Origin of the sequence: Kitasatospora sp. NPDC002227 (assembly GCF_040296285.1) — a bacterium.
Classification (GTDB): domain Bacteria; phylum Actinomycetota; class Actinomycetes; order Streptomycetales; family Streptomycetaceae; genus Kitasatospora.
In genome coordinates this window covers 1-12,635 of sequence record NZ_JBEOWY010000058.1, presented here as the reverse complement: position 1 = coordinate 12,635, position 12,635 = coordinate 1, and the positions used below count along the sequence as shown (strand labels likewise).

The window sequence follows — 12,635 nt, the reverse complement described above, 5'->3', positions numbered from 1 at the left end:
AGCCAAGGACCCACCAGATGCCCCGCTCGAAGAAGTTCCGGCGCGCCCGTCTGTTCGTGATCGTGCTGGCCGTCCTGCTGGTCGCCGCGGTGGCCGGCGGCGGGTACTGGGCCGTGAACACCGTCCGCTCCTCGTACCCCGAGGTGTCGGGCAGTGTGCAGGTCGCCGGGATGACCGCCGTGGTGGACGTCAAGCGGGACGCCAACGGCATCCCCCAGCTGTACGCCGACACGCCCGAGGACCTGTTCCGGGCCCAGGGCTACGTGCAGGCGCAGGACCGGTTCTGGGAGATGGACGTCCGGCGGCACATCACGGCCGGCCGGCTCTCCGAGATGTTCGGCTCCGGCCAGGTCGAGACCGACTCCTTCCTGCGCACCATGGGCTGGCGCCGGGTCGCGCAGCAGGAGTACGACAGCGTGCTCGCCCCCGACACCAAGAAGTACCTGCAGGCCTACTCGGACGGCGTGAATGCCTGGCTCGCCGAGCACCCCGGCGGTGCCTCCGCCTCGGTGGAGTACGCGATGCTCGGCGCCGTCAACGGCTCGTACAAGCCGGAGAAGTGGGATCCGGTGGACTCGGTGGCCTGGCTCAAGGCGATGGCCTGGAGCCTGTCGGGCAACCTGCAGGAGGAGATCGACCGCTCGCTGCTGTCGCAGAGTTTCAACTCCGACCAGATCGCCCAGCTCTACCCGGACTACCCGTACACCCGCAACGGCACCATCGTGAAGACCGGCAAGGTCGCCGCCGACGGCAGCTACCAGCCCGCCGACGGCTCCACCGCGCCGAGCGCCGCCGCCGCGCAGGGCCGGGCCACCACCCAGGCGCTGCTGCAGGGCATCTCGGACCGGATGGCCACCATGCCGCAGCTGCTCGGCCCGCAGGGCCAGGGCATCGGCTCCAACTCCTGGGTGGTCTCCGGCCAGCACACCACCACCCACAAGCCGCTGCTGGCCAACGACCCGCACCTGGGCCCCGAGATGCCCTCGGTCTGGTACCAGATGGGCCTGCACTGCCGGAAGACCGGCCCGGCCTGCGGGTACGACACGGCGGGCTTCACCTTCGCGGGGATGCCCGGCGTGGTGATCGGCCACAACCAGAACATCTCCTGGGGCTTCACCAACCTCGGCGCCGACGTGACCGACCTCTACCTGGAGAAGGTCACCAGCCCGGACACCTACCTGGTGGACGGCCAGGACCGGAAGTTCGAGACCCGCAAGGAGACCATCAAGGTCGCCGGCGGCGATGACCGGACCATCACGGTGCGCACCACCAACCACGGTCCGCTGATCTCGGACCAGAGCAACGAGCAGCAGGACCTCGGCAAGTACGCCCCGGTCGGCAGCGGCCCCGACCGCGCCGCCGGGTACGGCGTGGCACTGGAGTGGACGGCGCTGAAGCCCACCAGGACCATGGACGCCGTCTTCAAGCTGGACCGGGCGGCCAACTGGGGCGACTTCCAGAAGGCTGCCGAGGATTTCGCCGTCCCCGCGCAGAACCTGATCTACGCCGACACCAAGGGCAACATCGGCTACCAGGCGCCCGGCCTGGTGCCGGTCCGCGGCAAGGGCGACGGCCGCTACCCGGCCCCGGGCTGGGACTCGGCCTACGACTGGAAGCCGGACTACGTCTCCTTCAAGTCGCTGCCCTACAGCTACAACCCGGCCGACGGCTACATCGTCACCGCCAACCAGGCCGTGGTCGGCCCGGACTACAAGTACCTGCTCACCAACGACTGGGAGTACGGCACCCGGGCCAAGGAGATCACCGACCAGATCAAGAGCAAGCTCAAGAACGGCGGCCGGATCTCCCCGGACGACATGCAGCAGATGCAGTCGGACAACACCAGCGTGCTGGCGCAGACCCTGGTGCCGCAGCTGCTCAAGGTCAACATCACCGACCCGTACGTCCGCGAGGCGCAGGACCTGCTGAAGGACTGGAACTACCACCAGGACGCCTCCTCGGCGGCCGCCGCGTACTACAACGGCGTCTGGCGCCAGCTGCTGATCCTCGCCTTCGGCCAGAAGTTCCCGGCCGACCTGCGGGCCAAGGGCGACTGCCAGCTGCGGCAGAAGCACGACAACAACCTCCCGGCCGACGCGGTCAACGGCACCACCACCGTGACCGAGTGCGGCACCCGGGCGGCCGCCAAGGCCCAGCCGGACGGCGGGGACCGCTGGATGGAGGTCGTGCGCGGCATGCTCGGCCAGCCGCAGAGCCCGTGGTGGAGCTACATCGACTCGGAGCACCGCCCGCAGAAGGGCATGGACAACCTGCTCGCCGAGGCGATGAAGAACGCCCGCCAGGACCTGACCTCCCGGCTCGGCAAGTCCATCTCCACCTGGAGCTGGGGCCGCCTGCACACGCTGACGCTCAAGGAGCCGACGCTGGGCACCGACGATTCCTCGATCGCCTCCGGCCTGGTGCACAAGCTGCTCAACCGCGGCCCGTACCAGCTCTCGGGCGGCTCGGCGGCCGTGGACGCCTCCGGGTGGAACGCCGCCGCCGGGTACGAGGTCGACTGGGTGCCGTCGATGCGGATGGTGGTCGACCTGAGCGACTTCGACGCCTCGCACTGGATCAACGTCGGCGGAGCCTCCGGCCACGCCTTCCACGACAACTACAACGACCAGACGGCCCTGTGGGCCCGGGGGGACCTGCTCCCCTGGGCCTGGTCCTCGGCCAAGGTCGACGCGGCGACCAAGAACACCCTGACGCTCACGCCCTGATCAGAGTGACGCCCTCCGGGGTCACGACCGCCCCCACCGGGCGGTCGTGCTCCTCGGCGGGCACCTCGGGCAGGAACTCGTGCGCCCAGAGCAGGGTCACCAGGAGCGGGGTGGCCCCCGCCCGGTCCAGGCGGGCCAGCACGCGGTCGTAGGAGCCGCCGCCACGGCCCAGCCGCAGGCCGCGGTGGTCCACCGCGAGGCCCGGCAGCAGCACCAGCGCGGCCGCGCAGACCGCCTCCGGCCCGAGCCGGGGCCCGACCGGCTCCAGCAGGCCGCGCCCGGCCGGGGCGAGCCGTTCGGGGCCTTCGTAGGCGGCCCAGTCCAGGTCGTTGTCGGGCAGCAGCACCGGCAGCAGCACCCGCACGCCGCGCTCGCGCAGCGCCTCGAGCAGCGGCCGGGTGCCCGGCTCGCCACCGACCGAGACGTACGCGGCCACCGTCGTGCCCGGCTCGGCCAGCCGGACGGCGTGCCCGGCCAGCGCCTCGGCGGCGGTTTTGCGCCATTCGGGCGAAAGTTCCCGGCGCCGGCCGAGCAGGCGTGACCTCAGCTCGGCCTTCTCGTTGTGCACCGGATAGTCATGCATCGGATGCTCCTCAGTACGCCCAGGTCACGGTCGCCGGTCTGCGAGGTGACGGCCTGAGCCTGACACGTGGAAGGCCCCGGATGTCCAGCCAGCTCCTGGTCCAGGCGTTGGCCGTGCTCAGTGCCCCGGCGCTGGCGGCCGCCGTCCGCGGCGGGCTGCGCGGGCGGCGCTCGGCGGCGGCCGCCGAGCAGCGGGAGGCCGGGCTGCGGGAGCGGCTGGCCGAGCTGGAGGCCGAGGCCGAGGAGCTGCGGCGCACCGCCTCCTGCGACCCGCTCACCGGGGTGTGGAACCACCGGCACCTGCAGCTGACACTGGAGCGGGAGGTCGAGCGGGCCCGCCGGGCCGAGCCGGGGGAGGAGCCCCCGCTGGCGCTGCTGATGCTGGAGATCGCCGGCTTCGAGGCCGTGGTGGCCGAGCACGGCCGGGGCCGGGCCGGCGCCGTCCTGCGGGACTTGGCCCAGCGGTTGAACGTGGAGATCCGCCGCACCGACACCCTGGCCCGCTACGGCGGCGAGGAGTTCCTGGTGGTGCTGCCCGACACCGACCTCGCGGGCGCGGTGCACGTGGCGGAGCGGCTGTGCTGGACGGTCCGGCGGCACCCGCTGCTCGACTGGTCGCCGATCGGCCGCCAGCCGCACCACCCGGCGGCGGGCAACGGCCTGAGCGCCGCCGTCGGCATCGCCACCCTGGCCGGGACGGCGCCGCTGCCCGGCGGCGAGGCGCACACCGCCCTGCTGCTGCGCGCGGCGGACCAGGCGCTGGGCCTGGCCCGAGCCGCCGGGGGCGACGGCTGGCGGGCCGCGGAGCCGGGCTGTTCGCTCACCTTGGCGGCCGGTGCGGGGCCTGACCAGGACGGACGCGAAGGACCGGGGGGCGAGGTGGCAAAGACGCCCGAAATCCCCGGTAATCTGTCGCTCTGTGCCGGAGGGGCCCACAGCCCTCCGGAGCGTCCCACACCCCTTTCGAAGTGACCGTGGTGCGTGACGGAGTCTCCTGAGCGGCTGGGATTTGCCCTCCGTTCACCCCGTTCTCAGTTCCCGGTACCGAGCATGAGTAAGGTCTCCGCATGACGCAGACGAACGCCCGCATCCCCGTCACCAAGGCCGTGGTGCCCGCCGCCGGGCTCGGTACCCGCTTCCTCCCGGCGACCAAGGCGACTCCGAAGGAGATGCTGCCGGTCGTCGACAAGCCGGCCATCCAGTACGTCGTCGAGGAGGCCGCCGCCGCCGGCCTGTCCGACATACTGATGGTCACCGGCCGCAACAAGCGCGCGCTGGAGGACCACTTCGACCGCGCCTACGAGCTCGAGGAGCTGCTCGCCCGCAAGGGTGACCAGGACAAGCTGCGCCGGGTCCAGGAGTCGGTCCAGCTGGCCAACATGCACTACGTCCGCCAGGGCGACCCGAAGGGCCTCGGCCACGCCGTCTCGGTGGCCGAGCAGCACGTGGCCGGCCAGCCGTTCGCCGTCCTGCTCGGTGACGACCTGATCGACCCGCGTGACCCGCTGCTCTCCCGCATGATCGAGGTCCAGCAGGAGCTCGGCGGCTCGGTCGTCGCGCTCATGGAGGTCGACCCCTCCCAGATCCACCTCTACGGCTGCGCCGCCGTCAAGCCCAACGGCTTCGGCGAGGACGTCTTCCGGATCACCGACCTGGTCGAGAAGCCCGACACGGCCGACGCGCCCTCCAACTACGCCGTCATCGGCCGCTACATCCTGGACCCGGCCGTCTTCGACGTGCTGCGCGACACCAAGCCCGGCCGGGGCGGCGAGATCCAGCTGACCGACGCCCTGCGCGAGCTGGCCGGCCGGGACGAGACGGCCGGCGGGCCGGTGCACGGTGTGCTCTTCAAGGGCCGCCGTTATGACACGGGCGACCGCGCGGACTACCTTCGCGCTATCGTCCGTCTCGCCTGCGAGCGCGACGACCTCGGCCCGGACTTCCGGTCCTGGCTCACCGAGTTCGTCGCCTCCGAGATGCAGGGCTGACCTCTAGAGAAGTGAGCGTGAGGCGATGACCGGGCCTACCCAGAGCAGCTGCTGCGAGGACGGGGCGGGCCCGGCCCCGCGCCTGTGGACGGTGGACGAGCACCTCGCGGACGTGCTCGCCACCGTCGGGCCGCTGCCCGCCATCGAGCTCCAGCTGCTGGACGCCCAGGGCTGCCGCCTGGACGAGGACGTGGTCGCCGCCGGCGACCTGCCGCCGTTCGACAACAGCTCGATGGACGGGTACGCCGTCCGCACCGCCGACACCCAGGGCGCCGACGGGCAGTACCCCTCGGTGCTCACCGTGGTCGGCGACATCGCCGCCGGGGCGGGCGAGCTGCCCAAGGTGGGCCCGGGCCAGGCGGCCCGGATCATGACCGGCGCCCCGGTGCCCCCCGGCGCCGAGGCCGTCGCCCCGGTCGAGTGGACCGACGGCGGCACCGGCAGCGGCCTGGCCGCCGACAGTATGACCGCGCCCGTGGCGGGCGAGGAGGTCCGGGTGCTGCGCCCGGTCGCCGAGGGCGCGCACATCCGCCGCCGGGGCAGCGACATCACCGCCGGGGCCGAGGTGCTCGAGGCCGGCACCGTGCTCGGCCCGGCCCAGCTCGGCCTGCTGGCCGCGATCGGCCGGGGCGCCGTCAAGGTCCGCCCCCGCCCCCGCGTGGTGGTGCTCTCCACCGGCAGCGAGCTGGTCCAGCCCGGCGAGCCGATCGGCCCCGGGCAGATCTCCGACTCCAACAGCTTCACCCTCACCGCCGCCGCCCGGGACGCGGGGGCCATCGCCTACCGCGTCGGCGGGGTGCCGGACGACGCCTCGGTGCTGCGAGCCGTGCTGGAGGACCAGCTCGGCCGGGCCGACCTGATCGTCACCAGCGGCGGGGTCAGCGTCGGGGCGTACGACGTGGTCAAGGAGGCCCTCCAGCAAATCGAGGGGGGCGAGTCGTACGGGGGAGTGGACTTCCGCCGGCTGCGGATGCAGCCCGGCAAGCCGCAGGGCTTCGGGCGGATCGGCGGGGTGCCGCTGCTCGCGCTGCCGGGCAACCCGGTGAGCGCGTACATCTCCTTCGAGCTGTTCGTCCGCCCGGTGATCCGCACCATGCTGGGCGCCCCCGACGTGCACCGACCGGTGGTCCGGGCGCTGTGCCCGGTCGAGCTGCGCTCCCCGGCGGGGCGGCGGCAGTTCCTGCGCGGCCGGTACGCGGACGGCGTGGTGCACCCGGTCGGCGGCGAGGGTTCGCACCTGGTCGGGGCGCTGGCGAAGGCGGACTGCCTGATCGTGGTGCCCGAGGACGTCACGTCGCTGGCGGCCGACTCCGCCGTGGATGTGGTCCTTCTCACGGCCTGACCGGTGGGGAGCGGTACGGTAGCGCGGTATTCGCACCCCTGCTTTGGAGAGACCCCGTGACCGCAACTGACCCCGGCGACCGGCTCACCCACGTCGACGAGACCGGCGCCGCCCGGATGGTCGACGTATCCGAGAAGGCCACCACCGTCCGCACGGCGGTGGCCGCCGGGCGGGTGCGGGTCGCCCCCAAGGTGATCGAACTGCTGCGCGGCGAGGGCGTGCCCAAGGGCGACGCCCTCGCCGTGGCCCGGATCGCCGGGATCATGGGCGCCAAGAAGACGCCCGAGCTGATCCCGCTCTGCCACCCGATCGCCATCTCGGGCGTCAAGGTGGACCTGGCGGTCACCGACGACGCGGTGGAGATCACCGCCACGGTGAAGACGGCCGACCGCACCGGCGTCGAGATGGAGGCGCTGACCGCCGTCGCGGTGGCCGGGCTGACCGTGATCGACATGGTCAAGGCGGTGGACAAGGCGGCCGCGATCGAGGACGTCCGGGTGCTCACCAAGACCGGCGGCAAGAGCGGCGACTGGCAGCGGGACGCCGTTCAGCGGGGCCAGTCGTGAGGGCCCTCGCCGTCACCGTCTCCAACCGGGCCTCGGCCGGGGTCTACGCCGACAAGGGCGGGCCGCTGCTGGTCGAGGGCCTGCGCGCGATGGGCTTCGCGGTGGACGGCCCCCAGCTGGTGCCGGACGGCGAGCCGGTGGAGGCCGCGCTGCGGGCCGCCGTGGCCGCCGGGTACGACGTGGTGCTCACCACCGGCGGCACCGGGATCTCGCCGATGGACCTCACGCCCGAGATGACCCTGCGGGTGATCGACCGTCAGGTGCCCGGCATCGCCGAGTCGATCCGGGCGTACGGCCGCGAGAAGGTGCCCACCTCGGCGCTCTCCCGGGGCCTGGCGGGCCTGGCCGGGCGGACCCTGATCGTCAACCTGCCCGGCTCCACCGGTGGGGTGAAGGACGGGCTGGCCGTCCTGGAGCCGCTGCTCGCCCACGCCGTCGACCAGCTCGGGGGCGGCGACCACCCCCGGCCGCCGGTCGAGGGGAGCCCGAGCTGAACACCGGCTGGCAGGTCGAGCTGCGGGAGGGCGACATCGCCCTGCGCCCGATCCGGGCCCGTGACCAGCGGGACTGGCAGGAGGTCAGCCGCCGCAACCGCGAGTGGCTGCGGCGTTGGGAGGCTACCGTGCCGCCCGCCCAGCCCGGCCGCGAGGCGGGCGCCCGGCCGACCTTCCGCCAGATGACCCGCTACCTGCGGGCGGAGGCGGCGGCCGGGCGGATCCTGCCGTTCGTGCTCCAGTACCAGGGCCGGCTGGTGGGCCAGCTCACCGTCGGCGGGATCACCTGGGGCTCGATGTGCTCGGCCAACATCGGCTACTGGGTGGACGAGGAGGTGGCCGGCCGGGGAATCATGCCGACGGCGGTGGCGCTCTGCGTCGACCACTGTTTCGGGGTGCTCGGTCTGCACCGGATCGAGGTGTGCATCCGGCCGGAGAACGTGCCGAGCCGGCGGGTGGTCGAGAAGCTCGGCTTCCGCGAGGAGGGAATGCGGCCCCGATATCTGCACATCGACGGCGACTGGCGGGATCACCTGGTCTACGCGATGACGGTCGAGGAGGCTCCGCGGAGCCTGCTGGACCGCTGGCGGGCGGTCAGTTCGCGTGGCCCGAACGGAAATTGAATATCTGTTCGAATAAGATATCGATATGGCATCGCCGGTGCCCCGAGTGGTCACAAATACCGGCAAAATAGTCGGAGAATCAGCTTGATCGCCCGACACGCCGTGCCAAATTGCTGTCAGGCCTTCCCCGACGCCCGTACCGTGTGAAACGTGAGCAGTAGCGGCCTTATCTACGCAGTCATCGTAGGGGCCTGGGCTGCCTATCTGGTGCCGATGTGGCTCCGCAGGCAGGACGAGCTCAACGAGGCGCGTCCGACGGAACGCTTCAGTACCGCGATCCGCCTGCTGGCCGGCCGATCGGCCATGGAGCGGCGGGTCACCAGGGCCCTGGGCGACCAGACCGACGACCGGACCGAGCGTGCCGAGGAGCCCGAGGAGGGCCCGGCCGACGCTCTGGCGAGCCCGGACGCCTCGGCGGCCGCCGAGGCGGACCCCGAACCGGTCCAGGCGTACCCCGCTGACGCCGAGTCGGCCGCCTCCGCCGCCGCGCACCGGGAGCGGCGGGCCCGCCTCCTGGCGCGCCGCCGCCGGATGGTCACCACCCTCTTCCTGGCCTTCGCGGCCGGGGCCGTGGTCGCCGCGGTGGCCGGGGTGGCCTTCCTCTGGGTGCCCGCCTGCCCGGCGATCCTGCTGACCCTCTACATCGGCCACCTGCGCCGCCTGGAGCGCCAGCGGTACGAGGTCAAGCTCGACCGCGCCCGGGCGGCCCAGGCGGCGGAGCGGCTGCGCGCCCGCGAGCAGGCCCGCACGGCCGCCCCGACGACGGGTCAGGAGAGCGCGCCGCGGCACGACGCCGTGCCGCCGCCCGGCCCGGCCCGCCCGCACCTGCGCCTGGCGGCCGACCCGGAGGAGACCGGCCGCACCCCCGCGGCCGCCCTGGCCGAGGCGACCGACCACGAGGAGTGGGTGGACGACCTGCGCGAGCGCAGCGCCCCCGGCCCGGACTCCTGGGAGCCCGTCCCGGTGCCGCTCCCCACCTACGTCACGGCCCCCGTGGCCCCCCGCGTCACCCGGGGCCTGGACCTGAACGCCCGCGACACCTGGGACTCCGGCCGCACCGCCGACCCCCGCTCCGCCAACACCCCCCTCTTCGACCAGTACGCCGACCCGGCCCACGCCGAGACCCGCCCCCGGGCGGCCAACGAGTGACGTGACCACCCCCTCACCAGGGGGGTGGTCACGGACCACCCTCGGAAGGTGCTAGAGTTTCTTCTCGTTGGGGCTGTGGCGCAGTCCGGTAGCGCACCTCGTTCGCATCGAGGGGGTCAGGGGTTCGAATCCCCTCAGCTCCACCCAACACGAAGGCCCTCCTGGGAGACCAGGGGGGCCTTCGGCGTTCCCACCCCCGGTTCGGTGGGTGTCCGAACTGAACGCTAGGCTTCGGCGCACTCTGCGTTCGCAGGCACAGCAAGACTGGTTCGCACACTCCCACGACTGGAGGGTCGGTGTTCCACCGCCGCCTCACCGCGACGGCCGCCCTGTTCACGGCCGGCCTCGCACTGATACCCGCCGTCGGCCACGCGGCCGACCGCGGTCCCACCGCCGCCCAGGGCCAGGCCGGCTCCGCCGCCCTGGCGGCCGCGCGCTCGGCCGCGCTGGACACCTTCGAGAGCCCGGCCAAGAACTCCCGCCGCGCACCGCAGGCCTCCTCGGCGGCCTCCCCGACGACCGGGGCGAGGAGCCACGCGGTGGCCGCCACCGGCCGGACGGTCTACGTCCTGCCGAGGGAGTGCCAGACCGACACCGGGACGGGCGAGGCGAACGCGCCGTTCTGCACCGTCCAGCACGGGGTGGACGCGGCGAAGGCCGGCGACACCGTGCAGATCCAGGCGAACTACTTCCCGGAGTCGGTGACGATCCGCACCTCGGGCATCACCGTGGCCGCCGCCGACAACACCGGCATCCCCGCCCTCGACGCCCAGGCCGGCAAGCCCGCGCTGACGCTCGACGGCGTCTCGGACGTGACGCTGCGAAACCTCGCACTGCAGTCCGACGGTGCCCCGGCGCTGCGGGTGCTCAACTCGGCCCGGATCACCATGGACGGCGGTGTCGCCGCCGCCTGGCTGGACGACGCCATCACGATCGACGGCGGCTCCAGCGATGTGACGGTCAGTCGGGCCTACGCCCGGACCGGCCGCTGGACCCAGGGCAAGGCCGTGGTCCGGATCGCCGCCGGGGCGAGCCGGGTGACCCTGGCCACCGACGTGCTGGCCAACGGCAGCGTGGTCGCCACCGGCGTGCAGGGCCTGACCCTCACGGGTAACAGCGTGCAGCGCGGGTGCAGCCCGGCCCTGGACCTGGACGGCGCGTCCACCGGGGTCAGTGTCCGCAACAACCTGTTCGTGGACTCCAACCCGGCCACCAACTCCAACGGCGGCTACAAGACCGACTGCGTGGCCAAGGGCTACTCCTGGGACCCGAGTGTCCGGGTCGCCGCCGACGCGGTGGCGGGCACCACCACCGACACCAACACCTTCTACTTCCCGCCCGGCAACAACACCGTGCCGTACGGCTTCGGCGGCACGGCCTACCCGACCCTGGCCGACTTCAAGGCCGCCACCGGCCAGGGCGCGCACGACACCCTGGACACGGTGAAGCCCGGCTCGACCATGGTCCGCGGCTACGGCGGCCAGGACTTGGCGCTGCAGAAGGGCTCGACCGCGATCGGCACCGCCGACCCGACGGCGCCGGGCCAGCTGGCCGTCGACTTCTACGGCAACAAGCCGCGCACCAGCCGGGGCGCGGTGGAGTACCTGAGCACCGACCCGGGCCTGGCGGTCGCACTCGCCGTCAAGAACCTGGGCGCCACCGAGGTCGAGGTCACCTCCACGCTGACCTCGCGCAAGGCGGAGAGCGCGGGCTACACCCTGGAGTGGGGCGACGGGCAGCGGACGGTCGGCGGGCTCAGCCCGCAGGTCGGCTGGAAGGACCTGCACACCTACGCGCACCCGGGCAACTACACGATCACCATCACGGTCACCCCCAACTGGACGGGCGACCTGGTGACCAACTCGGTGGACATCGCCACCGCCGGCTCCCACTACACCCCGTTCGGCCCGACCCGGCTGCTCGACACCCGCAACGGCACCGGGGCCCCGCTCGCCAAGGTGGCGTCGGCCTCCAGCGTGCGGCTCAAGGTGGCCGGCCAGGGGGGAGTGCCCGCCGACGCCGTCGCGGCCGTGCTGAACGTCACCGTGACCGACCCCGAGCAGGGCGGCTTCGTCACCGCCTTCCCGGCCGGCAAGGCCAGGCCGGGCACCTCGAACGTCAACTTCACCCCCGGCCGGACGGTGCCGAACCTGACGATCACTCCGATCGGCCAGAACGGCGAGGTGGAGCTCTTCAACGGCAGCCGGGGCGCGGTGAACCTGGTCGCCGACATCACCGGCTACTTCACCCGCTCGTTCTCCAGCGGCTACACCGCCACCGCCCCGGGTCGCCTGGCGGACACCCGCTACGGCACCGGCACGGCCAAGGGCGCGGTGCCCGGTGGCGGCTCGTTCACCGTGCAGATCGCCGGCAACGGCGTCGGCGGGCTGCCCGCCACCGGCATCACCGCCGTGGCGCTGAACGTCACCGTGACGGGCCCGCAGGGCGGCGGCTACCTGACGGCCTACCCCGACGGCACCGACCGCCCGACCGCCTCCAACCTGAACTTCACCGGTGACCAGACCGTCGCCAACGCGGTGATCGTCCCGGTCGGCGCGGACGGGAAGATCAGGATCTACAACGGCAGCTGGGGCTCGGCCCAGGTCGTGGTGGACGTGGTCGGCTACTACAGCCCGACCGGGGTCAGCTCCTACGTGCCGCTGAACCCGTTCCGCTGGCTGGACACCCGGACCTGGGGCAAGGGCCCGCTGTACAACAGCAACGGCTACTACATCTACTCCAAGCTCGGTGACCCGGGTGACACCGCGTTCGCGCTGAACACCACCGTCGCCAACACCGTCGCGCCCGGCTACCTCACCGTCTCGCCGGACCCGAACCAGCTCGTCCAGTACCAGGCCAAGAACCCGTACTGGCCGAACCGGCCGCTGGTCTCCACCCTGAACTGGAAGCAGGGCGACATCGTTCCGAACCTGGTCCAGGCGGCGCCCGGCCCCGACGGCATCGTCGACTTCTGGAACACCAGCGGCGGCACCGTCGACCTGATCGTCGACATCTTCGGGTTCTACACGGTCTGAGCCCGGTCGTCCGGCGGCGGCCGTCGGGAGGAGAGCCACGGCGTCCACCCGGGAGAGCAGGATCTGGTGGGCCCGCATCACGGAGGTGATCGCGCCCATCGAGGGCACACCGCCCCACCGCTTGGTCCAC

General features: G+C 72.7%; 10 protein-coding genes, 1 tRNA gene and 1 pseudogene. 10 read left to right on the top strand and 2 right to left on the bottom strand.

The window, feature by feature from the left end:
* Nucleotides 1–17: 17 nt before the first annotated feature.
* Nucleotides 18–2,726 (top strand): penicillin acylase family protein, encoded by a 2,709-nt coding sequence (locus ABT095_RS33370; RefSeq protein WP_350533305.1) that lies wholly within the window; start codon nucleotides 18–20, stop codon nucleotides 2,724–2,726.
* Here the strand turns inward: ABT095_RS33370 and ABT095_RS33365 are convergent.
* Entirely contained in the window at nucleotides 2,716–3,309 is a 594-nt protein-coding gene (locus ABT095_RS33365) for a 5-formyltetrahydrofolate cyclo-ligase (RefSeq protein WP_350533304.1), read from the bottom strand. The two genes, ABT095_RS33370 and ABT095_RS33365, sit on opposite strands and share 11 nt — an antisense overlap.
* Before the next feature lie 80 nt (nucleotides 3,310–3,389).
* Between ABT095_RS33365 and ABT095_RS33360 the strand changes: the two genes are divergently transcribed.
* From ABT095_RS33360 to ABT095_RS33320, 9 genes are all read left to right on the top strand, one after another.
* Nucleotides 3,390–4,280 (top strand): GGDEF domain-containing protein, encoded by an 891-nt coding sequence (locus ABT095_RS33360; RefSeq protein ID WP_350533303.1) that lies wholly within the window; start codon nucleotides 3,390–3,392, stop codon nucleotides 4,278–4,280.
* A gap of 95 nt (nucleotides 4,281–4,375) precedes the next feature.
* A complete protein-coding gene (gene galU / locus ABT095_RS33355) occupies nucleotides 4,376–5,296 on the top strand; it encodes a UTP--glucose-1-phosphate uridylyltransferase GalU (protein WP_350533302.1) in 921 nt (306 codons plus the stop codon).
* A gap of 25 nt (nucleotides 5,297–5,321) precedes the next feature.
* The gene (gene glp, locus ABT095_RS33350) at nucleotides 5,322–6,638 is read left to right on the top strand and encodes a molybdotransferase-like divisome protein Glp (protein WP_350533301.1); all 1,317 of its coding nucleotides are present in this window, start codon (nucleotides 5,322–5,324) and stop codon (nucleotides 6,636–6,638) included.
* Nucleotides 6,639–6,754: 116 nt separating this feature from the next.
* Nucleotides 6,755–7,204 (top strand): cyclic pyranopterin monophosphate synthase MoaC, encoded by a 450-nt coding sequence (moaC, locus tag ABT095_RS33345; protein ID WP_350533340.1) that lies wholly within the window; start codon nucleotides 6,755–6,757, stop codon nucleotides 7,202–7,204.
* Nucleotides 7,201–7,698, top strand: a complete 498-nt coding sequence (locus ABT095_RS33340; RefSeq protein WP_350533300.1) for a MogA/MoaB family molybdenum cofactor biosynthesis protein — start codon at nucleotides 7,201–7,203, stop codon at nucleotides 7,696–7,698. Before moaC ends, ABT095_RS33340 begins: the two co-directional genes overlap by 4 nt.
* Complete coding sequence (locus tag ABT095_RS33335) at nucleotides 7,695–8,321, top strand: GNAT family N-acetyltransferase (protein WP_350533339.1); 627 nt, start codon at nucleotides 7,695–7,697, stop codon at nucleotides 8,319–8,321. Before ABT095_RS33340 ends, ABT095_RS33335 begins: the two co-directional genes overlap by 4 nt.
* Nucleotides 8,322–8,471: 150 nt before the next feature.
* Nucleotides 8,472–9,470: a divisome protein SepX/GlpR gene (gene sepX, locus ABT095_RS33330; RefSeq protein WP_350533299.1), complete on the top strand. Its 999-nt coding sequence runs from the start codon at nucleotides 8,472–8,474 to the stop codon at nucleotides 9,468–9,470.
* Nucleotides 9,471–9,539: 69 nt separating this feature from the next.
* Nucleotides 9,540–9,613, top strand: a tRNA-Ala gene (locus ABT095_RS33325).
* Nucleotides 9,614–9,766: 153 nt separating this feature from the next.
* Nucleotides 9,767–12,505, top strand: a complete 2,739-nt coding sequence (locus ABT095_RS33320) for a hypothetical protein (RefSeq protein WP_350533298.1) — start codon at nucleotides 9,767–9,769, stop codon at nucleotides 12,503–12,505.
* 36 nt (nucleotides 12,506–12,541) lie between these two features.
* Here the strand turns inward: ABT095_RS33320 and ABT095_RS33315 are convergent.
* Nucleotides 12,542–12,635, bottom strand: a pseudogene (locus tag ABT095_RS33315) (MarR family transcriptional regulator); the annotation flags it as partial.